Origin of the sequence: Methanomethylovorans sp. (assembly GCF_050177135.1) — an archaeon.
Classification (GTDB): Archaea; Halobacteriota; Methanosarcinia; order Methanosarcinales; family Methanosarcinaceae; genus Methanomethylovorans.
In genome coordinates this window covers 1-24412 of sequence record NZ_JBFXHJ010000015.1, presented here as the reverse complement: position 1 = coordinate 24412, position 24412 = coordinate 1, and the positions used below count along the sequence as shown (strand labels likewise).

19 protein-coding genes are annotated in these 24412 nt (G+C 38.5%); 4 read left to right on the top strand and 15 right to left on the bottom strand.

Annotation, left to right across the window (positions count from 1 at the left end):
- Positions 1-43 precede the first annotated feature (43 nt).
- From AB7U21_RS02465 to AB7U21_RS02450, 4 genes are read left to right on the top strand one after another with little or no spacing between them, the layout of a single operon-like run.
- Positions 44-1507: a methyltransferase domain-containing protein gene (locus tag AB7U21_RS02465; protein ID WP_428386833.1), complete on the top strand. Its 1464-nt coding sequence runs from the start codon at positions 44-46 to the stop codon at positions 1505-1507.
- Positions 1508-1557: 50 nt separating this feature from the next.
- Positions 1558-2727: a glycosyltransferase family 4 protein gene (locus tag AB7U21_RS02460; RefSeq protein ID WP_428386831.1), complete on the top strand. Its 1170-nt coding sequence runs from the start codon at positions 1558-1560 to the stop codon at positions 2725-2727.
- Positions 2717-3787, top strand: a complete 1071-nt coding sequence (locus tag AB7U21_RS02455; protein ID WP_428386829.1) for a glycosyltransferase — start codon at positions 2717-2719, stop codon at positions 3785-3787. The genes AB7U21_RS02460 and AB7U21_RS02455 overlap by 11 nt, the downstream gene beginning before the upstream one ends.
- Positions 3784-5037 (top strand): glycosyltransferase family 4 protein, encoded by a 1254-nt coding sequence (locus tag AB7U21_RS02450; RefSeq protein WP_428386827.1) that lies wholly within the window; start codon positions 3784-3786, stop codon positions 5035-5037. The genes AB7U21_RS02455 and AB7U21_RS02450 overlap by 4 nt, the downstream gene beginning before the upstream one ends.
- Positions 5038-5070: 33 nt before the next feature.
- Here AB7U21_RS02450 and AB7U21_RS02445 read toward each other — a convergent pair whose 3' ends face one another.
- The 15 genes from AB7U21_RS02445 to AB7U21_RS02375 form a co-directional block, all read right to left on the bottom strand.
- Positions 5071-7572: a hypothetical protein gene (locus AB7U21_RS02445; RefSeq protein ID WP_428386825.1), complete on the bottom strand. Its 2502-nt coding sequence runs from the start codon at positions 7570-7572 to the stop codon at positions 5071-5073.
- A complete protein-coding gene (locus AB7U21_RS02440; protein ID WP_428386823.1) occupies positions 7572-8567 on the bottom strand; it encodes a lysylphosphatidylglycerol synthase transmembrane domain-containing protein in 996 nt (331 codons plus the stop codon). The genes AB7U21_RS02445 and AB7U21_RS02440 overlap by 1 nt, the downstream gene beginning before the upstream one ends.
- A gap of 1 nt (position 8568) precedes the next feature.
- A complete protein-coding gene (locus tag AB7U21_RS02435; protein WP_428386821.1) occupies positions 8569-9462 on the bottom strand; it encodes a glycosyltransferase family 2 protein in 894 nt (297 codons plus the stop codon).
- A gap of 13 nt (positions 9463-9475) precedes the next feature.
- Positions 9476-10399: a UDP-glucuronic acid decarboxylase family protein gene (locus tag AB7U21_RS02430; protein ID WP_428386819.1), complete on the bottom strand. Its 924-nt coding sequence runs from the start codon at positions 10397-10399 to the stop codon at positions 9476-9478.
- Positions 10400-10933: 534 nt separating this feature from the next.
- On the bottom strand, positions 10934-12022 hold the full coding sequence (locus AB7U21_RS02425; protein ID WP_428386837.1) for an acyltransferase: 1089 nt from the start codon (positions 12020-12022) through the stop codon (positions 10934-10936).
- A 323-nt stretch (positions 12023-12345) separates the two neighbouring features.
- Positions 12346-13473 (bottom strand): DUF362 domain-containing protein, encoded by a 1128-nt coding sequence (locus AB7U21_RS02420; protein WP_428386817.1) that lies wholly within the window; start codon positions 13471-13473, stop codon positions 12346-12348.
- Between the two features lie 22 nt (positions 13474-13495).
- The gene (locus AB7U21_RS02415) at positions 13496-14443 is read right to left on the bottom strand and encodes a lysylphosphatidylglycerol synthase transmembrane domain-containing protein (RefSeq protein ID WP_428386815.1); all 948 of its coding nucleotides are present in this window, start codon (positions 14441-14443) and stop codon (positions 13496-13498) included.
- Positions 14416-15066, bottom strand: a complete 651-nt coding sequence (locus AB7U21_RS02410; protein ID WP_428386813.1) for a PHP domain-containing protein — start codon at positions 15064-15066, stop codon at positions 14416-14418. The genes AB7U21_RS02415 and AB7U21_RS02410 overlap by 28 nt, the downstream gene beginning before the upstream one ends.
- Complete coding sequence (locus tag AB7U21_RS02405; protein WP_333788423.1) at positions 15063-15902, bottom strand: decaprenyl-phosphate phosphoribosyltransferase; 840 nt, start codon at positions 15900-15902, stop codon at positions 15063-15065. The genes AB7U21_RS02410 and AB7U21_RS02405 overlap by 4 nt, the downstream gene beginning before the upstream one ends.
- Positions 15903-15958: 56 nt before the next feature.
- On the bottom strand, positions 15959-16372 hold the full coding sequence (locus AB7U21_RS02400) for an HIT family protein (RefSeq protein ID WP_428386811.1): 414 nt from the start codon (positions 16370-16372) through the stop codon (positions 15959-15961).
- Positions 16373-16498: 126 nt separating this feature from the next.
- Positions 16499-19147 (bottom strand): glycosyltransferase family 39 protein, encoded by a 2649-nt coding sequence (locus AB7U21_RS02395; protein ID WP_428386809.1) that lies wholly within the window; start codon positions 19145-19147, stop codon positions 16499-16501.
- 172 nt (positions 19148-19319) lie between these two features.
- Positions 19320-19787, bottom strand: coding sequence for a peptidylprolyl isomerase (locus AB7U21_RS02390; protein ID WP_333788139.1), 468 nt, complete (start codon positions 19785-19787; stop codon positions 19320-19322).
- 94 nt (positions 19788-19881) lie between these two features.
- Positions 19882-20931: a GTP-binding protein gene (locus tag AB7U21_RS02385; RefSeq protein WP_333788140.1), complete on the bottom strand. Its 1050-nt coding sequence runs from the start codon at positions 20929-20931 to the stop codon at positions 19882-19884.
- 111 nt (positions 20932-21042) lie between these two features.
- Positions 21043-23673 (bottom strand): ATP-binding protein, encoded by a 2631-nt coding sequence (locus AB7U21_RS02380; RefSeq protein WP_428386806.1) that lies wholly within the window; start codon positions 23671-23673, stop codon positions 21043-21045.
- Between the two features lie 96 nt (positions 23674-23769).
- Positions 23770-24339 (bottom strand): PQQ-dependent sugar dehydrogenase, encoded by a 570-nt coding sequence (locus AB7U21_RS02375; protein WP_428386835.1) that lies wholly within the window; start codon positions 24337-24339, stop codon positions 23770-23772.
- Positions 24340-24412 lie beyond the last annotated feature (73 nt).

Here is a 24412-nt window from a genome sequence, read left to right as displayed (position 1 = left end):
TAGGTAGAATGTGTTGTATGTATTGCAGAAATTTGAAAATGTTGTGGATAAAATTGATAAATTTGAGATAATTGATGAAGTAGTGAATGTTGAAGAGATCATGAGAATGATAAGGGTGAATATCAGTAAGCGAAAAGAGCAAGGTACCTATCCGCCCGAATTGGATGCAGCAGCCCGGCAGATGATCTCAGATCCAAAAAAGACATTGGGAGAAATTGCCGATGAACTGACCAATCTGAACATTAACTCTGATATTCAAAATAATAGTTATGTTATTAGTTCTCATCGTCCCATTGTAGGAAAACCGCTCATCAAAGGCAGGGAGATCGTACATGGAGAAGTCCGGAGATATGTGGACCCAATAATCTTTAAACAGATAACTTTCAACCAAAATGCAGCTAAAGTTCTCAATAATGCAGCTTACCGTATTTCAAATATAGAAAATACTATTGGAGGTTTTGGAACAAAAGACCAGCATGTTCCTGAACCAAAAACCATTAAACAGGATCTCAAAGAAACCGATGAACGACTGTTCGATATAGAGGACACGTTCCATGCTCTGAAGCAACAGATAAATGATGAAATAATAGTTAACAGCAAACTGTGTGAAATGGTCGATCAGCTCAGAGATGATATGAACAATACTCTTTCCATGCTAAAAACTGAAATGAAAAAAGAAAATGAAGCAATGATACGTTCAATTATTGCAGCAATGGATGCTGATATCGAGAAAAAGGCGTGGCTTGCCCAGACTCTTGATAAGCGGAACTTACAGGGAATCTCACAAACGGAGAAACTGTTACAGCCACCCCAGCTGGACACTGGTGTGAATTACTTTGTTTTTGAGGATAGATTCCGAGGAGCCAGAGAGGATATTGCTCAACGGCAGACTGCCTTTCTCCGTTATTTCGAAGGATGTAAGAATGTACTCGATATTGGCTCTGGAAGGGGAGAGTTCCTTGAAACCATGCGTAAACACGGAATCGGTGCCAGGGGAGTAGATATCGATGAGACCATGGTGGATTTCTGTCGCTCAAAAGGTCTCGAGGTGGAACTGGAGGATGCATTTGACCATCTTGAGAAGTTAGAGGATGCTAGCCTGGATGGAGTATTTATAGACCAGGTGGTAGAGCACTTAGAGCCTTCATACCTTGTCAGATTACTGAAACTGTGCTTCCAAAAGATGAAATATGGATTCTATCTCATTGCAGAAACCGTGAATCCGCTTTCTTTCTCATCCTTTGCAAATTTCTACATTGATCTAACTCATATCAAACCCGTTCATCCTGAAACTTTAAGGTTCCTGCTGGAATCCACAGGTTTCAGGGAAGTCAAAGCTGTATTTTCATCCCCTATGCCGGAAACTATGAGATTGCAGAAACTTGTGACAAATGAGGGTTCCACTGATGCAGAAAGATATCAGGCTGAAATTTTCAACCGGAACATAGAAATGCTAAATGCTACTCTTTACGGTGAACAGGATTATGCAATGATCGGAAAAAAATAATACAGAATTGATATTAGATATTAATTGCATAAAATTTGTTGACTGATAAAATGAAAATAGCTTTCGTTATACCATGGTATGGAGACATTCCCGGTGGTGCTGAAACGGAGTGCAGGCAAACTGCCGAAAACCTGCAAAAGAGTGGGCTGGATGTTGAAATACTAACTACATGTGTAAAACAGTTTTTAAGTGACTGGAACACGGATCACTTTAAGGAAGGAACCTATAAAGAAAATGGCATCACTGTTAGAAGATTCAGTGTTCGTAAAAGGGATACTAAGAAGTTCGATCAGGTCAATTTCAAACTTATGAATGATTGCAGGATCTCTCCTGTCGAAGAGCAGATCTACATGGAGAACATGATAAACAGCGATGATCTTTACTCATACATACGAGATCATGGAAATGAATATAATCATTTTTTCTTTATTCCATATATGTTCGGAACCACCTATTACGGTTCGCTGATATACCCTGAAAAATCGATATTGATACCCTGCTTACACGATGAAAGCTATGCTTATATGCATATCTTCAAAAAGATGTTCAAAGATATCAAAGCAGTGATATACAATTCTGAGCCGGAGAAAGAACTTGCAAACAGAATTTATGATATCAAAGGCCATCAGATAGTTATGGGCGCAGGCATGGATACAGATATTCCATATAATGCCCAGAGGTTTCGGGACAAATATGATATAAAGAACGATTTTCTCCTATATGCAGGCAGGAGGGACTCTGGGAAAAATGTCTCTCTGCTCATGGAATACTTTGCCAGGTACAAAGAATCTTGTGATGGAAACCTGAAACTGGTGCTTATAGGGAAAGGAGAACTAACTGTTCCAAAAGAACACATGCATGATATCATCGATCTGGGATTTGTCCCTCTCGAGGATAAGTTCGATGCTTATGCTGCTGCAACATTGTTCTGCATGCCTTCAACAAATGAAAGTTTCTCCATTGTGATCATGGAGGCGTGGCTTTGTGGAACTCCTGTTCTGGTGCATGCGGATTGTGCAGTGACCAAAGACCATTGCATCAAAAGCAACGGTGGATTATATTTCAGCAATTATGATGAATTCGAAGAATGCCTCAAATATTTCCTGACAGATCCTGCCAAGAGAGATCTGATAGCAAAAAATGGAAAGGAATATGTGATCAGGAACTATAGCTGGGAGACGGTTATAAGGAGATATGAAAAACTATTAGATGTGGTTTAAAATGGAAATTCATCAGATATTACCAACAATATCTCCCGGAGATGCAATTGGAAATGAAGTGTTACTTATAAGGGAGATCTTAAAAAGCTGGGGGTATGAATCAGAGATATTTGCACAGAATATACATGAATCAATAGATTGCGCTAACTATTATTTAGAGCACAAAAAAAGATCATCTAAAAACAATGTTTTGATCTACCACCTGTCCATCGGCTCAGAGGTTTCAAAATACGTAATGAATGCACCTGACAGAAAGATACTTCTGTATCACAACATAACTCCTCCTCATTTTTTCTATGGGATCAATGATAACCTTGCATTGATCTTGGGGCATGGGCGTAACGAATTGAAAATGCTGGCTGAGAAAACAGATGTGGCTTTGGGTGATTCAGAATATAATCGTCTTGAGCTTGAAGAAAATGGATATAAGGAAACAGGAGTCTTACCATTATTGATCGATTTTTCAAAGTATGATATGCATAACACAAAGATCATTGATAAATATGATGACAACTGGACTAATATTCTATTCGTTGGCAGGATATCGCCAAACAAAAAACAGGAAGACATAATCAAATGTTTTTATTACTATAAAGCGATAAATCCTAATTCAAGGCTCTTTTTAATTGGCGGATTCAATGGTTGTGAAAGATATTACAACTATCTAGAGAATTTGATCAACGACTTGGGAATAAAAGATGTGTACCTGCTTGGAATGGTTGATTTTGCTGACCTTATAGCGTATTACATGCTTGCAGATATATTTTTGTGTATGAGCGAACACGAAGGATTTAATGTCCCATTGATAGAAAGTATGCATTTTGGAGTTCCAATTATTGCATATAACTCCACAGCTATACCGTATACAATGGGTGAAGCTGGTATTTTGGTCAACAGGAAATGCTATCCGGAAATAGCTGAAATGATCAATTTGATTGTCACGGACGAAAATCTCCGGGATAAAATGATCAAAAAACAGAATATCAGACTGAATGACTTTAGTTATGAAAAAGCAATGGATCGTTTCAAAGAACAGCTAAATAAGGTGATCCATAAATGATAGGCAGATCTAGTGGTGATCCGTATGCTCAGTTCCACAAAGAAACAGAGATCCTATATAAAAATAAGGAAACTGAAAAAAAATATAAAATAGCATTTGTTGTTCAACGCTATGGTTTAGACGTGAATGGAGGAGCTGAATTTCATTGCAGATTGATTGCAGAACGTATGGCTAAATATTTTGATGTGGAGGTCCTCACCACATGTGCAATAGATTATATGACCTGGAAAAACGAATATGTTGCAGGAGTGGAGGAACTGAACGGATTGAAGATCCGAAGGTTTCCGGTAGATTTTCCAAGGGACGTTTCTAAGTTCAACAAATTCTCTTCAAATATCTTTGGGAGAAAACACAGTGAAGCTGATGAAATTGAATGGATGAAACTGCAGGGGCCATATTCAACTCAATTATTTGATCATATAGAAAAAAGTAAAAAAGACTATGATTATTTTATCTTTTTTACATACTTGTATTGCACTACTTTTTTTGGTTTACCTCTTGTGAAAGATAAAGCAATATTAGTACCAACTGCTCATGATGAGCCGCCAATATATCTATCGATATTCAAGTCACTATTTAATATTCCACAGGCCATAATTTACAATACTGAAGAGGAAAAAAGTTTTCTAAACTCAAAATTCAAAAATGAAGGCATACTTTCTGATATTGTGGGTATTGGCATTGATATACCAAAGGATATCAATGAAAATGACTTTATAGAGAAATATAATTTTGATAACTTTTTAATCTATGTCGGAAGAATTGATGAATCGAAAGGTTGCAAGCAGTTATTCGAGTACTTTTTAAAGTTTAAAAATGAAACCGGATCTGAACTTAAACTTGTTCTGTTAGGAAATCCAGTGATGAAAATACCTACGCATCCAGACATTGCATGTTTAGGGTTTGTAAATGACCAGGATAAATATAATGCCATTAAAGCTTCCAAAATACTTATAATGCCATCTAAATACGAGAGCTTATCCATGGTACTGCTGGAAGCATGGCATTGTAAAAAACCTGTTCTGGTCAATGGCCAGTGTGAAGTGCTCAAAGGACAGTGTATCCGAAGTAATGCCGGCCTGTGGTATGAGAATTACGAAGAGTTTAGAGAATGTCTTGATCTATTGCTTGCTGATGAACACCTGAGAGATCAGCTTGGCAATAGGGGAAGGAAATTTGTAGATGAGAATTATAGCTGGGAAAACATTGAGAAGAAGTACCTGGATCTGATCGAAAGAGTGACTAAGTAAAAAGGATAAAGATAGATCTGATAGTATCTCAGATCAAGTAATTGTAATATTCTGCCGTACTGTCTTTACACTTTGCGGTCCAAACCAGGTGACCCCTTCATTCACAAGATCAAGTTCAAGTACATAGTCACCTGGGTATGGCGGTGCGGTTATTTCCATTTCAACCGTTGTATTTTGTCCAGGTGAAACATCAGATGGTAAAATAGATCGTTCACTTATCCACAGTTCATTGCCATCCTGTAACCACATGCTACCTAAATAAACTGTACCTATTGGCTCAGGAGTTGAAACTTTGGATCTCCATAAAGAATGCCCATCGTTCAAAGCATTAACATATACTCTAAATTTACTCCCGGCTGGAACCGTTGAAGGAATATTATAATCTAAATATTCTGCATGTACAGAATTTGAAGAGAAACTGTCATCCAAATGATCAACTACATGGATAGAATGCTTAAAATATCTAGTTAGATTTTGTGAGTCATCAGTGATAGTAATGAATAGGTCATACTTTCCGATTGTTTTTGGTGTTTCTACATTAAAATTAACATATGTAGAGGATTGAGATGCAAGTATTAATGGAAGCATACTATTTAATGTATGTAAATCACAAGTACTATTATTGGAAGTAAATTGTATTGATACTTCAATATTTTCATAGGGCTTAGTTATATAGTCGACACTGCCATAATTGAAGAATATAGCTGAACTACGGTAAGTTTCTTCTTTTTGAACTATCCTTGGCATTGAAACAGCCACAAGATCAATATTAATTGGAGCAGGCCCTGATCTATTGAAATTAACTTCATAAACATAATCCTGATCAAAAACCTTTGTTAATGTTAAATCTTTATAGTTGTTATCAATTTCATTTTTCATATCATTCCATCGATGCTGCTCGAGATTTCCTGAATGAATGATTATATATTTAACCTTCAAGCTTTTTAGGATATTAATCGATTCATTTGAAGGAAATATCTGTAATTTTTCTGAAAACTCGAAATACTTAGGTGGAAAAAAACCACTATATCCATTCACTAGTTTTTTCCAGTGATATGTCGAATAATACATATATTTTGTATCATAATCTAAACTATTAGCACTTATATTACCAATTGGTAGTTCTACAATCGCAAAGTCACCTGATTCATTAGATAACCATTTATAAATATCTGGTATCTCATCACCTGCTGGAGTAATAGCAACAACAAATGGGACATAGGATTCAAAAATAATCACTATTGAAAACAACAATGTTATGAGGATCTTCAAACTACTGCTTTTATTATTTAGTAATTTATGCAAACCATATCCTGCCAAAATAGAAAGTGAGAGCATAACAACGATATTTAGCCTTGAAGGGACCCGCATTGAATCAAAACCTGGCAAATACTTATACAAATAGTAGTAAGGCAAATGTAGATCAATGATATTACCGAAAAAATGAAGTTTAGAACCAAGTGATAAGACAAAAGCACAGAGAGCGAGGACAACATAAAAATTCTGTATTCTTCCACCAGTATAAAATTTAATACCTGATGGTCCCGATGAACTCCTTTTAGACAGCCGGGATAAACCGATTAGCGATAATATAACAACTAAAAACCCTGGAAAAAGAGAATGTTCCCCCCAGTTTCGACTTTCCTGGTAAGGCTGTGATAATTTCCCATATAATACGTTATGTGGTGAGGTAAGGAAATAGTCCATGACGTCAGCAGAGTTAACATCGAGCTCAACTATAGATCGAGTAAATCCATATTCATGTTGTACTTGAATATAAGGCAAAGTAAAAGGTAAAATAATAATCATGCAAAGTATTGCAAAAATCACAGATTTTAAATGAAAATCGAAGTCATGCAAGACTTTATTTCTGATGGACAGATCAAATATTGACAAATAAATAAAATATAGACCCAATGCAATTGCGATGTAAAATGCATAATACCACGATGATAAAACTTGCAATACAAAAAATATGAGTAATAAAAATAAATTAGTATATGTTGTTTTATGCAAGAACTTATCCAAGTACAATAACGAAAATGGCATCCATTGTGCAGTGAGCAATTGTAGATGTCCAAGATGAGCAAACCTGTAAGTACAGAAAGCAAAAATAATCCCTGCCAAAAATGCTGAATATTTATCATTCAAATAGTGATCTGCCAGTAAGAACATTCCAAATCCCGAAAGAATAAATGATAAAATAAAAATAACATTATAAGACAGAACAGGATTGGCTGTTGCTACAATTATTGGTAGTGCAATGAAAATGTTTGCAAACAGATGCTCACTGAAAGCCAGGCTATTGTCAACAAATGGATAAAATGCATTGGCATCAAACAGATGCATAGGATCTGTTAAAATACTATGGACATCCCATGCAAGTATCCATGCATTAAGTGCTGGATCACCAAGAACTAAATTATTCTCGATATTTAAAATGAAAGGATACGTTACGATCAATGTAATAACTGTGTACAACATTATTATGATCGCATATAATCTGACTTTTTTTTGATCCATCCACATATCCATCACAAATTCTTCAAATCACTTTTTAAAAACTTGGTTGTATCAAATCCTATCATTGAGGTTGCAGGCACTCCGATCAATAAGATATATAGGTTTTTCGCCAGATGTTCTAACACAGCTATTGCCAAAGCATTATTATATCCAACATTTGCTGCAGAAAACACAGCAACTATAATTCCTTCGTAAAGACCAATTCCACCAGGAGTAGCGGGAACTATCTTGGCGATATTGGCAAGTGCAACTCCAAATATCATAAATAATATCGGCACAGAAATATTCATGCTTAAAGCTATGAAATAAAGAGTGAATATTTCGAAAAACCAGATAAGTAACGATAATAGAACAGACTTACCTAACAACAGAGGGCTGGAAAACAAATTAATTAGACCAACGTGCATTCCTTTTCCAATTGCGATGAAACTTTTTGTAAATTTAAGTGCGATCTTATTTTCAATAATGTTTAATATACGGGAAAACAAGGACATTTTCTTGAAAGAGATCAGTCCCATGAAAAGAATTAAGCAACCCCCTATCAACAATGATGCATATTTATTGATGATCGGTACTTTGAACCCAATAAATATGAAGGACATTGCAAACACTCCTGCAGCAATTAGATCCAGTATCCTGGTGAACACAATTGAAGAGAGAGATTCCTCAATTTTCATACCATATAATTTCAAATAGAGAACATTAGCTATATCCCCTATTTTAGCTGGAAGTAGTACATTGAGTGCATAACTTGAAATATGTAATAAAAATAGATCTTTTAACTTAATGTTTGCTTTGAAGTGAGCAGTTATATATTGTAACCTAAAAACCCTCAAAACCCATGAAATAGAGTAAATGAATATAGCGAATACAAATATTTTTTTGGACATCGTAGATATCAAGAGTAAAAAGTGATCAACATCTCCATAGTGAATCATAACCCCTAAGATACACAGTCCAAATAAGAATGAGATAATATGTTTGACATATTGTTTTGTGGATGACATGTTAATTTTTCCACAGTTTTTCTTCTATGCGATCTAATTTCTTAGTAAGGTAATCCATGATAAGCCCAATGGAGATCAATTGTATTGCAATAAAAATAAACAATAACGTGAGTAAAGGGTAATACGCATGTTCCAGAATACCAAACATTATTTTTTCATATAATGAAGTTACTCCAAAAAAAACACCTAAAATAATAAAAAATATGCTCGGAAGCATAATTGTCTTTGCTATCAGGGATGTTTCACGATAAGCGATCGACATTAAACCTCTAAACATTTTAGCGCCGTCTCTTATTGGTCGGAGTTTAGAGGTACCAATCCTGCTGCGATACTTGATAGGGATTTCCACTATCCTATAACCAAGTTTTGCGGCTCTGACCGTCATTTTAGTTTCATATTCCAGACTCACAGCACGCACATCTAATTTCTCAAAATATTCCTTTTTAAAAGCCCTGTAACCAGTCTGACCATCAGTGATATTAATACAACTGATATATGCTGCCAGAAGCGAAAATAACCTATTTCCGATCATATTCAGAAAAGGCATATTATTAATTCCATTCATAAACCGGGAGCCCAGTACAAGATCTGCGCCTTTTTCGATCTCATTGACAAATAAAGGTACATATTCTGCCGGATAAGTACAATCAGCATCTGAAAAAATAATTATATCCCCAGTGGCATGTGCCACACCCGTGCGCAATGCTGATACTTTTCCTTTGTTTACCTCGTGCTTGTAAACAACAACGCCGCAGTTTTTAGCAACATTATAAGTATCATCTGAAGAGCCATCATCTACAACAATAATCTCATCGACTTTGTCAATATATTCTTTAATAACTAAAGGTAACGCTTCTTCCTCATTCCATGCCGGAAGAATTAAAGATGTCTTCATCAAATCACCTTCCTTACTTTCCACTGAAACTTTTAATCGTATGTTCAAGTCCTTCACGCAGATCTACAACTGGCTCCCATCCTAAAATTTCTTTTGCTTTGCCAATATCTGGTCTTCGAACTTTAGGATCGTCCACAGGCAAATCCTTAAAGACTATCCTGGAATCACTACCAATGATCCTAATAATCATTTCAGCGAATTCCAGCACACTCATTTCACCCGGATTACCCAGATTCACAGGCTCCACATAATCTGACATCATCAATCTGTATAATCCTTCGATCAGGTCTGAAACATAACAGAATGAACGTGTTTGTGACCCATCACCATAAACAGTGATATCTTCATTTTTCAGTGCCTGATTAATGAAATTAGGTACTACTCTTCCGTCACCGGCTCTCATTCTGGGTCCGTATGTATTGAATATGCGAGCAATCCTTGTATCCACTCTGTGATGATTGTGATATGCCATTGTGATAGCCTCAGCATATCTTTTTGCCTCATCATATACTCCCCTGGGTCCAATAGGGTTAACATTTCCCCAGTAACTTTCAGGTTGCGGATTAACAAGGGGGTCCCCATAGACCTCAGATGTAGATGCAAGTAAGAACCTTGCACCCTGCTCTTTTGCAAGACCCAGCATGTTATACGTGCCAAGAGCCCCAACTTTGAGGGTCTGTATTGGTAATTCAAGGTAGTCCACAGGAGAAGCAGGACTTGCTAAATGGAATATATAATCTATCTTATCTCCAAAATATATGGGCTTAGTGACATCATGTTTCAAATATCGAAATTTCTCTGAATTAATATGCTCAATATTTCTTGTATCACCTGTTGCAAGGTTATCTATACAGATTACATGATATCCTTTTTTGAGTAAGTGGTCACAAAGATGTGAACCTAAAAAACCTGCTCCACCAGTTACTATTACCTTCATATTAACCTAACTCTTAAAATCAAATTGATGAAAAATTAGTAATATCCATAAATCATGTTTACCTATCAGATTCTCACCATTTTCTTACAGGCCCAAAAAAAAGCATTCTATCACATCGCCTCGGATAGAGGCCATAATCACTCATACAAGATAAATATAACGCAATAGATGAAACAGAAAACTACCTTTATTTTATTGATCATAAATCGATGGCAACCTGATCCCTGCTTGCTGGGAGCACATTTCCTATAAAAGGATCCAGTGTGTTGGGATCAGCTCCTTTTCCCACACATCATAGCCCATGAATGCAAAGATCCCTTTGTGTACCTCATTTAAGATTTCCAGCATATCTGCAAGTACCCCTTGGATCTCTTATAAATCAAGCAGATCCGGTATTTTAGTTAACAAGAAATGTTAGCCTGAAATAACTAAAAAGATTAATTTTATTGTTGAGGATAAAAACTACGAGAAAAACAGAGCTTGTTTCAAAGTTTGAAGAAAATGTATAAAAAAATTAAAAAATATTAAGAACTATTAATTATTAGTTAATTTTCCTGTAATCATATAACTTGTAAGGCGGTTTTTTAGCATCAGTTTTACTGTAAAATAACTCATTGTTAACATTAATGCAAATAAAATGATGTAGAAATTTAAGCTTGTAGGAAAAATCGAAAATCTGGGAAATATGTATATAAGAAGGAAATTATGAAAAAGTGCATGAACTAAAAATATTCCGTAAGAATATTCCCCCGTTTTTTGTAATAGTGTGAATTTTGGTTTGTATATCAATAAAAAATTCAAACAAAACATAAATATGCATATATGAAGTATATTTGTGCTTACCAATGTCAACTGATAATAATACGGAATGGAATTTGAGAATTGTGTGCCGTATCTCGAATCAACGACAAGAAACATAGAAACAAATGGAAGGCTTGCAATTAAAGAACCCAGTAGTAGGATTTTTTTCATCGATATTCTTTCTAAACGCCGGCATATCTTATCATAATTATCTTTTGTATATATCCCGAATAAAAAATATATCAAATACTTAAACGGGGTGCTTAGTGCAAATCCGAATGAAGGTATAAACGATCCTAAGACATACATTATTAATATGGGTGAAAAAAGTGCAAAGAGTAGATGAATTTCGAAACGATCTTTTGTAATCTCGTAATAAGCGATGATGGCCGGATAAAAAATATAAAACGTCAGTATGAGTTGAAAGTACCAAAAATGACCCGATGCAGTGAAATTAAAAATGCTATCAATTACTGAATTTAATGTAAAGGCTGGAAATAAACCCAATTGTGTATTTACTATACAGTAGATTACTGAAAAAATAATATAAGGGATAAGTATAGACATAAATCTTTTTTTATAGAAGTCCTTAACTGGTAACTCTGATCTATATTTATTGTACAGAACAAAACCAGATACAAAAATAAACATTGGTACAGCGAACCTAACTAACTCTTCGATGTACATAAGAGAAAACATCAACCCAGTTAAATTCTTTACCGCGGCTGTATCGTCGATGGTATGTATAATGAGTACGCCTATAATAGCTATGGCTCGCAGATAGTTTATTTCTTCGAACCAATTTTCTGAAGGCTTGGTCAATATAAGTTCTCCTTCCAAAATAATTTAATTAACTGCCCTTATAACTGCTTAATTTCACATTAACTTTCCTGTACTTCAGGACTACCTAATGGATGTTTACATATAAAAAATACGGGTATGTGTATATATTGAAATTAAGAATTATATCAAAGAGCTTGTTTCAAAACTATCTCCAATCCCTCTGAACCAATATTTTGGAGTGTAGAGAAACAGAATCATTTGGACTAATGAAAAACTGCTTTTGTCAAAAACATGAATATTCAGAATTTTTAAACCAGCTCACATTTAACTGATCAACCCTTCCTTTGACCCATTTGCAATCTTCAATAAGGATTCCATTCCTTTACTTCCGGATACTCAGGGAATTTGCCATACCCATAAGTATCAAATAAATTTCCCCATTCTGTTTTCATGAACTCGTCAATGTGCTTTTTCCCGGTAGTGGGATACCACAGTTTGTCGTGGTAAGATCCTGATGCAAAGATAAAGGTCTTAAAGACAGGGGAATGGAACAAAATGTTGTGTAGCCAGTTTATGTTGGCTGTTCCCTTTCTCAATCTTTGGTCCCATTCTACGATAGGACTTTTAGTAGTAGTGAACTTGAAGTTCAACTTTTCTAACTCTTGCTTATCCATACCGCTGATCTCGATCTGATCATAATCACCCATTCCAAGACCCCTGTCATGGGCGATCCTGATGTAATCAATATCTAAAGGATCAAAACCCATTATTTTAGCTGAGATAGCATCGATAGCGACCTGATCCTCGCTTGCCAGAAGCACATTCCCTATAAAAGGTTCCATAGTGCGGGGGCCAGCTCCGTTACCACACACACCGCCATCCATGACCGCAAAGATCCCTTTGTGGATCTCTTTCTGGATCGCCAGCAAGTCCACAAGCACCTCATGGATCTTCTTATGAGCATGATGCCTGTATTTAGGGATAAGGCCACCAAATGCATTTTTCATGGCACCGGTAGTGGTGGTGTGACCATGTGTCTTGACAGTGGGCAAATGGATCACATTGCTCCCGAAGAACTTCTTTGGAACAAGAACCCCGCCGAAAAGATCGTTCATCGCAAGCATTTCAGCTTTAGGCCTGAACGGTACCCACTCGGCATTTGTCAGAGGAACGTACTCCACACCATATTTTTCAAGGATAGGAAGCCACTTGTTCCCATATGCTCCTTTCCATGGATGGGTAACTACCGTCTGGTTTTCCACACATGTAACATCCTTGTAACTATCCTGGCGAAGTTTGCTCAATACACCGTCGAGTTGCCATGGGGGAGTCGAACATGCCGGATAGAACAAGCTCCATGAAAGATTAATTTTCAAGATCGTTGCGTTGTCTTCTGGAACAGCCGATCTGTAATCTGCCAGGTCCATCAACTTTTGATAGTCATCCAATATCGTCTTCGGTGACGTTCTAAGCACACTAACATTTGACATTTGATCCCTCAATTAATGATAGTTAATCTTTATTCAATCCATTTCCATTATTGGGAATGATCTTTTTTCTGAAAAGCAGGTATACAGCAAGACCTAATACCACTCCGTACCAGAAAGAACCAAGACGCACAATAAGTGCAGTACCAATAGCTATAGCCGGACTAAAGCCATAATGCTGTAAAAAACCTGTGATCGTGACTTCAGCAAGCCCGATCCCGCCGGGGATCATACTCACACCGCCGGCCAGTGAGGCAAAACTGAAGATGAATGTTGAAAGTGGAATACTAAGTGGTCGATCAAAACCAATTGCAACGAAATAGAACCCAAGGCACTCACAAAACCATGCCAGAACGTTCAGAAGAGAGAGTGAAATAAAGGTCTTTGGTTCCATCAGTTCCTGGAAAGTTCCATGCATATTCTTAACATTGCCAGAAAACTTTTTTGCCTTATTTTCAATTATCCCAATCACTTTTTCAGAAATACTCTTTGATGTGATAGAAATATAAAATATCAAAATCATCAAAAGTAATACAACTAAAAGGTATATTCCTTCCTTATAAGACAAAATCCCGAAAGCTGAAAGAATAACAAGGCTTAATACGTCAGTCACACGATCCATTATGACTACTGGAACCGTTTTGCTCAGATCATCTCCGGAAATATCCTTAATGAGCCAGCCTTTCCAAATCTCGCCAAGTTTTCCGGGAGTTACGATCATTGAAAGCCCGCTGATGAACACAAAAAAATTCTGTCTAAAGGAAAGATGCACTCCGACTTTTTTAAGAAAAATGTCCCATTTAAGATACCTAAAGAAGTACCCTATGCTTGTGAAAAGCAACAGAAGAATGAAATAAGACCCGCGAAAACTCTGCATGGCAACTGTAAGCTGACTGATATCAGCATATATGCCCATTGCCACATAGACAACCAGTGCAAAGAAAATTATAAGGATCGTCTTATTTTTCGGCATAATTTGAGCCCTTTCGTGAAAGCATGGTTAGATATCCCATTTCGCTTACCAAATATTTCGATCTGCCTTGAGAGAATAGCTTCCCTGAGATCGTCATTGTCAGTTATTACCCCTGCATTTCCGACCTCATTACTGAAATGAGCATCACTCCCTGCTGTGATAGCCAGTTTATGTTTCTTTCCAAACTCAATAGCATCCGTATTGCTTTTCTGGTAAACGTTCCGAGCATTGAACCCTTCCACCCCGTCAAGATATTTAACATCATTCTCAGTAGGCCAGAGTGCTGACCTTCTCAATGTGTCAAAAGGATGGGGAACAATTGCAACACCATTCTGATCATGGATCTCTTCTATAACACCTATGAAATCCGTTGAAAGGATCTCATCTGAAAGGAAAAGTCCTATTATCTCCCCTCTTGATGTCATCACTTCAGAACCCGTTATCACAGTAAGGGCTTTATCCGCATATTCCCTGGTCTTTAGTGCTCCTTTTATATTATTATGATCAGTGACAGCTATCCCATCCAGACCCTTTTTCCGTGCAATCTTAGCGATCACCTTTGGTTCCATGTACCCACATTTTGGAGAGTACTTTGAATGTGCATGCAGATCGAATCTCATCATGGACCACCATATAGGACCAATACAGTAAGGAATACCCACAACATTATGTTCAAAACAAAGGGTTTGTCCTGCATTAATAGCTCCACTTCTTCTCCAATGCCTTCCAGATTGATGAGCTGAACATAACGGAAGATACCATAAAATGCAAATGGGAGTGTCAGCATCATTGCCGTGTGTACTGAAACAGTATACAGAGCGTATGACATTAACAGCATGGAAACAGAAGAGTTCAATAGAGTTTCGCTCATTGTTATATTATATTGTGACAGGCTATTCCTTGAATTTTGGTCACCATCCAGTTCATGCCTTCTCTTTCCGAATGCTAGAACCAGTGCCAGAAGAAAAACACACAATATCAGCCATGGGGAAATTGTTACATTGATCACAACGCAACCAACTATCGCCCGTATAACGAATCCTACGGCAATAAAGATAGCATCTACAATAGCAAAATTCTTGAAATAAAAAGAGTAGACTATGCTGTTAGCAAGATACAGCAAACTTACGATCCCCACTAGCTGCCCCATTGAAAAAGCGATAGCAAGAGAAACTGCCATTATCGTAAAAGATATAAAAAGCGCAATTTTGACAGGCAGAAGGCCAGCTGCTATCGGCCTGTTTCTTTTCTTGGGATGCAATCGATCTTTTTCTATGTCCTTAAGATCGTTCAACATATATTGAGAACCTGCAAGCATGCAGAATACAAAGAAAATCAAAAGAAGATCCAGCCACATTTCGAGATTAAGTATGTTCTTTGAAAAAATGATACATAGAAAAATAACGAAGTTCTTGTACCATTGATGGGGACGCATAGATTTAATCACTGGTCTAAGCATGATAAGCCTCGTCTATTTGAGAATAAGAATTTCATTTTTAGAGGGTACTCGTATCATTAAAATGAGTCTCTTATCTTCTTCGCCAGATCAGCCAAATTTCCAGTATCCGGATGCGTTTCCACTATACTGTGCATCGATCCACCGTTATCCCCTTCCTTACGGGGAATTATATGGACATGCACATGAGGTACGCTTTGTCCGGCAACTTCACCTACATTCATACCTATATTCATTCCATGCAGATCAAAAGCCGTACACACAACCTTTGATATCTTGTGCACTGAAGCGAATAGATCCGAAGCATCTTTTACATCCAGATCAGTAAATCTCTCAATATGCTTTTTGGGAAGTACTACAGTATGTCCTTCGGAGCACGGATAGATGTCAAGGAAAGCAAAAACGAACTCGTCTTCATAAACTTTATAAGAAGGGATAGACCCTGAAATAATTTTGCAAAAAATGCATTCCATGTACATCGCCTCAATCAGAAGCCATTATCACTCATATAAGATAAATATAACGCAATTGATCCTGTAGAAGATCAATCCTTTTTAGGATACATGTTGAATATCCTATTTAGTGAGCTCATCTAAAATTTAACCGTAAGTAGCTGTTATGTAATCGGTAGCCCCATTGGACAGAGAATCGATCTTTATCCAATCGATCTGAATACCAAGATCCCGATCATCATTAACATACCCGTGATCACTGGGCTTCCAGGTGTTTGTTCTGATCTCCAGGATCTGATACCTGTCTTCCAGATAATTTTCAGGCACTACAACTGAATAATCTCTATTTCCTATTATTTTCTCTGCAGAACCGATCAGATTTCCATTCATATAAAGAGTTACATTTGCCGGGTCTGTATCAGGTCTTGGTGCTTCCATCATCATGTGTAAAACCAATGGCCCTTGATCTTGAACGTATTCTATTTTGATCTTTGAAGAATTAGTTGTCCACCTTATTTTTCCCAGTTCAGGACCATAAAAACCCTCGACCAAATGTTGATCATCCTTTCCAATATCTATAGTATATGGCAATGTAATATTTGAATTATAATCAATTTTTATCCAATCTATCTTAACTCCAAGAACTCGATTATCTGCTATTCCATAATCAATAGGTTTCCAAGTATTGGTCCTAATCTCCAGTATCTGATACCTGGCCTCTAAATGGTTTTGGGGTACTACAACTGAATAATACCTAGCCCCTATTATTTTCTCCAAAGAACCGATCTTATTCCCATTCATATAGAAAGTAACGTTCGCAGGGTCTTTTTCGGGTCTTAGTGCTTCCATCATTATGTGTAAAACCAATGGCCCTTGATCTTGACCGTATTCTATTTTGATCTTTGAAGAATTAGTTGTCCACCTTATTTTTCCCAATTCCGGACCATAAAAACCCTCAATAAAATGTTTATCATCCTTTCCAATATCTATAGTATATGGCAGTGCAACATTTGAATCAAGCTGCGAAGATGCTTTTAGATCATATAACTTGTAGTCGTCATCTGTTGCCTGTACACACTCATAAGGTAATAATTTCTTTGAGATTATGTAATCTGCATCGTTCATAATTTTTTTCGTACTAAGCTCTGAAGGGCCATCATAGATATGACCTTGGACAAATTCGCCATTTACCCAATATCGAGTGCGGAACCACATTTGATAGCCTAAATATTTACTTACATCCTCCTGGTCTATTAAAATAAGAGTATCATCTGAACTGTGGTCCTCTAAGTATCTTCCGATCTGATTAACACTATTCATATTCCTCACATGTTCAAGCTGCATTTCATATGTAGGTATGCAGAGAAGTACAGATAAGAATATGAGATAGACAAAGAACAAATTCATCGACCTGCTATTATGCGTATCTTTCAGGAGATAGAGCGGTATGATCACAAAAAGTGCCGCAAATAAAAAAAGTAAAATCATGTAGCTCATATATTTCTGTAGATATATGACATAAAAAATGCCGAACATATTTGGAAAACCATAATAGGTATGCGGTAAGTAGTAAAGCAAAGGAACAACTAAAATAGTTAAGAACATTATTTGTTTATACTTCCGTTTAATGCCGATATCATCATATCTGGTCTGTAAGAAAGCTATTCCTATGAGGCCAAATAAAAAGACCACAGGTACTATCGGGTCAATATACCTCCCAAAAATAAAGTTTTCAGGATTACCTATATATCTCTTCATATGTGCAACTGTAATTAGTATTAATCCTGCACTAAAACTAATGAAATATACAATGGTTGAATTTAAAGCAATAGTATTTTTCGGATCACCTATTGCAAGACCTCCAGAAGGTCCAGCAAACTTTAATTTGAATGTGCTTTCTGAAATTAATAGGAAACATACAATAAAAATGATAATGTAGGTGGATAATAATATGTATCCTATCTCATTGAGCACCAAGCGAACAAATAGCTCAAATGAATCGACCTTAGTGAAGCTGTCCAGCAGAGAAGAAGAAGATGTCGAAGTATTATATAATGAACCTGTAGAGAAACCTGTTTTTTTATATAACGACCAGCCAACAGTTGGCAGTGTAAAGGAAAAGACTAGAACTAGCCAATTTTTCAGGGTCTTTGATGTAACATTGCTTCCCGTGATCCAAAAAAAATAAAAGATCGCTAGAAATACTGAAACAATGAATACGATCCCTGTTTCTCTTGTAAGATAAAGGTAAAAGATAGATATACCTGCCAGAAAATGCCATCGCATCTTATCGTGTTCAAAACACTCGTGGAGAAACCAAATTGAATAGAGCGTGAGGGGAACAAAAAGGTTCTCACTCATCAGTACAAATGTATATGTTACAACACTTGGAAGCGTAGATATTATTAAAGAACCACCCAGAGCCTGGAACTTTGAAGTATACTTCTTCAATATGAAATATGCCGGGAAAATGGTCGAAGAGGAAAGGAAACTGTTCACAAACAGCATGTTACGATATAATGCCTGTTTGTCCGAAGAAAAGAGATCAGCAACGGATAAGAAAATCGAATAACCGGGTGGATACGTTTGAGCGTCTGTTATATCACTTATGAAGACAAGGTCCAAAATATCGTGAGCAAGCTTTGAGTATACAAGTTCATCTGCAAATATCCAGGGAGTAGTGAACGGAAATATTAAAATTGCTTTTAATGCTACAAGAAGGAAAAAGAAAGAAAAGAGCAGAGGTATTTCATGCCTATTGAGCAGTCTTGGACCAAGTTTTTCAGTAAAACCCATTTAAAACACCACCAGTTGACAAAATAAACATCTGGAACTTATTAAGTACGAATAATATGATCTATAGATGATACTAAGTGAACATCATACCTCTCATGCAAGATAAATATACTGCATTGGTACACATAAAAAAACTAATTTTCTTAGATAGAACCGAGAAAAAAATAAGATATCAGCTGATTTCCACAACCTTTATCTCAAAATGCAGCACCTCACCGGCCAGCGGATGGTTCATGTCAAGGGTAACGCTTTCCTCGGTTATGGTGGTGATAGTGGCTGGCATCTTGGAGCCGTCAGGCAGGCTTACCAGCAGCATGGTGTCCTCTGTTAACCTCTCATTATTAGGAATAGAGGATCTGGGAATGGTTTCTACTAAATTCGTGCTATATTCACCATAACCCTGAGAGGGTTCAAGCACTATGGTCTTCTTGTCCCCTATCTCCATACCCAATACGGCATCCTCAAAGCCCTGTAATACCTGGCCGCCACCAACCTTAAACTCCAGAGGACCACCCTGCATTTCAGAGCTATCGAAAACTCCACCGTTATCAAGAGTACCAACGTACTCCACTGCAACAATGTCACCTAGCTTTACGCCCAAGATACCATCCCTTCTGAGTAAAAAATCAACTTTTACCATACAGAATAGAACTTGCAGGCTTATAATGCTTTCCGATTTTGTTTCTTTTGAAGGGCCAATGAAGCAAAAGTAAATAAAGAAGATGCAAAGTAATTCACTTCTTGCTCCCGGCTATACTGATCAGACCACCTGCAGGATTTGCAGCTTCATATGACACATTCCCTTTCTCCAGGTTGCTACGGATGGCAGAATCAATAATACAGATCAGATCCGATCTACTCACCTGAGTAACCGCTGAAAGGAACTTTAACTGTTCATGGTCCTGCCCCGGACTTTCAAATATCTCTACCAGAGGCTGTCCCTGAGAAGATGTCAGGCTCCCCTTTACCAGATCCTTTCCTAAACTCAGGGAGATCTTCACATGACCTATAAATGCAGGATTGATCAACTCGATCTTTTCCTTTACTTCTTCCAGCACTTTAAGGATCATGGCTGCCACATCGTTTCTGTCAAGCCCATGAGTATCAATGGAATATTTACCCGAATAACTGGATACCTGAGAAAGCTCGATGGAATTCCTGTTCTCACCAGCATGACGGGCAGTGCCTTCTCCTGCCAGCAGGTCTATGAACCTCATGAACTGTGCATCTGCCCGCCTAGCAGAGAACTCAACAATAAGCGCATCCGGATTGAGATCCATGAGCCTTCCTGTTACACTGACCAGAGTTTCCCTGTCCACAAGATCGATCTTGTTCACACATAGGACCTCAGCTTCTTCGATCTGTGTCGTGATGAACTTCGGTACCTGGGAAAGCTCCACATCAAACCTGCTGGCATCCACAATAGTGACCACAGGAGCGAACGAAAGGTCAGGCAATCCCATCAGAGCCACATGCTCCTTTATCTGCAAGGGAAGAGCAATGCCTGTGGGCTCAATGATCAGCACGTCCGGATCATACTCCTCTTCCAGGGTCTGCAATGTGTACTCCATGCTGATCCTGAGTGTACAGCAGATGCATCCGCTTGTAAGTTCCTTTGCAATAAGTCCTGAACCTGACAAAGTCTCTCCATCTACCCCCACTTCTCCGATCTCGTTCACTATAATAGCAACCCTGTGGCCTTTTTCCACCATATGCCTCCCAAGGCTGAGCAATGTTGTAGTCTTTCCGCTTCCGAGAAATCCACCAATGATTATCACTTTCATTTAGAACACCTTTGAACTCGTTATACAATATGACAAACAAAGAAGAACACTTGTACAACATAAAGGATAATACCGGACACGGTGCCTTAAAGGCCTTCTGCCAGTGATCCATTATTCTTGCAACTGAGGCAGTTCCACATGAACTGTGGTACCTTTGCCTTCTTCACTCTCTATCCAGATCTTTCCCCCATGTGCTTCCACTATGGTTCTGGAGATATACAATCCCAGCCCTGTACCTCCATACCTTCTGCTCGCAGAGGAATCAACCTGGTAGAACCTTTGGAACAGCTGGGGTATATGGTCAGCAGGTATACCTATACCAGTGTCCTTGACTTCGATATGAACACCTTCAGATATTTTTCTTGCACTAACAGTGACCCTTCCATGCTCTGAAGTGAACTTTAGGGCATTGTCAATGAGATTTGTCAGCACATCGGTCAGTTTGTCCTTATCGCCTCTGACCGGCGGGACATCTTCAATGTCCGTTTGAAGGGAAATACCCTTGTTCTTTGCCTGCAGGAGTTGATCATGGACGCAGTTGTTGATGAGCTCTGCAAGCTGCAGTTTTTCAAAATAATACCTCATCCTCCCTACTTGAGCCCTGCTAAGATAGAGCAGTGAATCCACAAGACGCCTGAGCCTGTCCGAATTGCGTATGACAGTATCCATAGCCTTTTTTTGCTGATCGTTGATATCACCAAGAGTCCCATCAAGTACAAGCTGGCTATACCCCCTGATGGATGTAAGAGGTGTCTTGAACTCATGGCTTACATTGGACAAGAACTCATCCTTCATGCGGTCCAGGGATTTCAGTTCCTCATTTGCCTTTGAAAGCTCCTCGTTTGCCTTAGCCAGATCCTCGGCATATTTTTTGAGGCTATCCTCTGCCCTCTTGCGCTGAACCTGCCGCCACATACCTGCCATAAGCAGTGTAAGCTGTCGCACATCGGATTCATCATAATCTGTTTCTTTGTTACCCACCCCGGCAACTGCTACTATCCTATCCCCGTCAAAGACCGGTATGTTCATGTGTCTTGTTATTTTCACATGGTTCTCAGGATAGCCTTTCTTCCACGGATTAGGAGCAGCATAGTCATTAGTAATGATAGGCTTGCGCTGTCTGATGGCCTCCCCCCACAATCCGATGGAGACCACCGGGTAATCTATTTTCATATCTGCAAGCTTACATTCTTCCATAACACCTTTGGACCAGGAACTTTTAGACCATGAGTACATGGAAAACACTGTTTCCTCTTCGTTCATGAAAGCCAGATATCCCAGTTTGCTCTGGGTGAGCCTCACTGCTTCTTCCTGAGTGAGGTCGGCTATTTCCTTAAGGGAAGTATCGGTCATCTGACTCAGCTCCAGCAGGGCCTGCAATCTGGACTCATCGAGCTTCAAAGCCTCTTCAGCCTTTTTTCTCTCGGTGATATCCTCAAATATCCCGATCCCACCAAGAAGCTTGCCATCAGGAGATATGTTGGGGCTATAATCAGCCTTTATGGGAGTGGTCTTGCCACTTATCACTGACCTGTATTCTCCCTCATAATGCCCCAGCTGCCTGGAAAGCACTGAGCGTACAGCTTCCATCATCTTTTCATCCTCAATGGAAGTGACCATGTTAAAACCGATGAGCTTATCCTTTGTAGTACCCACGATCTTGAGGAACCTGTCATTACAATGGGTAATGGTACCCTTATCATCGAAATGGAATATGCCAAGAGGAGAGTTCTCAAATATCAGGCGATACTTCTCCTCAGCTGCGAGCAATGCCTCTTCTGCCCTTTTCCTTTCAGTGATATCTTCTACCGTTCCCGCCATACCTTCATATTCACCAGAACTATCAAAAAGAGGATACAGGACGCCGCTTTGATACAGTAGTCCTTCCTCAGGATTCACAAATGGCAAAAGATCATACGATAAGGCTTTTCTGGTGTCCTTTGCTTTATGGAAGATATTAAGGAACTTTTCACCTGCATCTATAGCCATATCCTTTACGAAATCAAACAGATCATTGCCAAGTACCTGTGCTCTGGAAATCCCCGAAATTGCTTCCATGCCCGGATTAAAGAAGATGACCTTGTCATCCCTGTCCATAACCCACAAACCTGTCCATATCCTGTCAAGGATGCTACCGTAAAGATCAAGTTTTTCAGAACACTGGTCATCTGCCTGAACTTGAGATGTGCTTATGAATGACCATTTTCCTTGTTTTCTCATCATCACTTTATCATACATTTCCAGCACATCCAGCGTCTGGGGACCGGAAAGAGAAACCATCGGAAAAGCACGTATCATGATAGCATCGCTATTTTTGATCACCTGCTTAACATCCTTTTCATGCGAGAGGAAAAATGACCACTCTTCTTTAGTTATTTCGACAAAACACGACATCATCCGAAGTCCCGGATATCCGGCACTTTTTGCTTTATCACTGGCTTTTTTTACTTCATCTGGTCTCAGGAAGTCAACTGTTTGTGAAGCAGACGGTAAGATACCGGAAGGTATTAGCTGGAGCTGACCCTTCACCATAAGATCAGATACATCCATACCAGCCTCCGTAAATGCATCAATGGCTTCTTCTGCCAGCTTTGAGGGCATGTAAATGACACAGCTTTCACCATGGTCTATACCGGCTTGCACATAGTTTGTCACTGTGTCGATCAGCTCAAAGGTAGTAGTATAGAGCAGAGCTATATGATCTGCGGGTCGCAAATGCCTAATTATATCAGTATCTGCCATCTTTCTCTACCGTCTTTCTCTACTATCTTCCTTTACACCAGTTCTCTTTATTGAATGATAAATATGTTGAATCCTGTGCCAGATACAACATAAAGATCATCCGGCATAGTATATCCTATATATCCGGCCATCGTTGTCATCACTTACGAACAGCGAACCATCCTCGCTGACCATTACATCCACAGGCCTGCCAAGTACATTGCCGTTCTGGAGCCAGCCGGTGGCAAAATCATGAACTGTAAGATCGGTCATGTTTATACGTATGATCTTATATCCTGTAGGTTCCTGCCTGTTCCATGAACCATGCAAACATACGAAGAGATCCCCAATATATTCTTCAGGGAAGGATCCACCATAATAGAAGTTAAGTCCCAGGGGAGCTGAATGGGCCTGGAGGTCTATCAGGCTGGGCGTAGGATCCTCGCATGGATCACGTAGGTATGTGCTCTTATCGAAATCAGTGTCGTGTATACTTTTGCCGTAGCAGACAGGCCAGCCATAATCCTTACCTTCTTCCACCAGATTGATCTCATCCGGCGGAAGGTCATCACCCAGCCAGTCCCTGCCGTTCTCGGTAGCATATAATTTGCCTGTAAGAGGATGAAAAGCCATGCCAACGGCTTTCCTAAGGCCTGAGGCGAATACAGTACAATTGTTACCTTTCAGTTCACTGCGTGTTATGGCTGCTCTTCTGGTATCCGTCTCGTATCACTCATTACTTGTCGAACCCACGCTCATG

Bases quoted from the DNA above. Each gene is read 5' to 3' on its own strand.
- AB7U21_RS02435 (WP_428386821.1), bottom strand. From the start codon at position 9,462: ATGAAGACATCTTTAATTCTTCCGGCATGGAATGAGGAAGAAGCGTTA.
- AB7U21_RS02460 (WP_428386831.1), top strand. From the start codon at position 1,558: ATGAAAATAGCTTTCGTTATACCATGGTATGGAGACATTCCCGGTGGT.
- AB7U21_RS02430 (WP_428386819.1), bottom strand. From the start codon at position 10,399: ATGAAGGTAATAGTAACTGGTGGAGCAGGTTTTTTAGGTTCACATCTT.
- AB7U21_RS02440 (WP_428386823.1), bottom strand. From the start codon at position 8,567: ATGTCATCCACAAAACAATATGTCAAACATATTATCTCATTCTTATTT.
- AB7U21_RS02385 (WP_333788140.1), bottom strand. From the start codon at position 20,931: ATGAAAGTGATAATCATTGGTGGATTTCTCGGAAGCGGAAAGACTACA.
- AB7U21_RS02420 (WP_428386817.1), bottom strand. From the start codon at position 13,473: ATGTCAAATGTTAGTGTGCTTAGAACGTCACCGAAGACGATATTGGAT.
- AB7U21_RS02445 (WP_428386825.1), bottom strand. From the start codon at position 7,572: ATGGATATGTGGATGGATCAAAAAAAAGTCAGATTATATGCGATCATA.
- AB7U21_RS02395 (WP_428386809.1), bottom strand. From the start codon at position 19,147: ATGGGTTTTACTGAAAAACTTGGTCCAAGACTGCTCAATAGGCATGAA.
- AB7U21_RS02450 (WP_428386827.1), top strand. From the start codon at position 3,784: ATGATAGGCAGATCTAGTGGTGATCCGTATGCTCAGTTCCACAAAGAA.
- AB7U21_RS02405 (WP_333788423.1), bottom strand. From the start codon at position 15,902: ATGCTTAGACCAGTGATTAAATCTATGCGTCCCCATCAATGGTACAAG.
- AB7U21_RS02380 (WP_428386806.1), bottom strand. From the start codon at position 23,673: ATGGCAGATACTGATATAATTAGGCATTTGCGACCCGCAGATCATATA.
- AB7U21_RS02390 (WP_333788139.1), bottom strand. From the start codon at position 19,787: ATGGTAAAAGTTGATTTTTTACTCAGAAGGGATGGTATCTTGGGCGTA.
- AB7U21_RS02410 (WP_428386813.1), bottom strand. From the start codon at position 15,066: ATGATGAGATTCGATCTGCATGCACATTCAAAGTACTCTCCAAAATGT.
- AB7U21_RS02455 (WP_428386829.1), top strand. From the start codon at position 2,717: ATGTGGTTTAAAATGGAAATTCATCAGATATTACCAACAATATCTCCC.
- AB7U21_RS02400 (WP_428386811.1), bottom strand. From the start codon at position 16,372: ATGGAATGCATTTTTTGCAAAATTATTTCAGGGTCTATCCCTTCTTAT.
- AB7U21_RS02415 (WP_428386815.1), bottom strand. From the start codon at position 14,443: ATGCCGAAAAATAAGACGATCCTTATAATTTTCTTTGCACTGGTTGTC.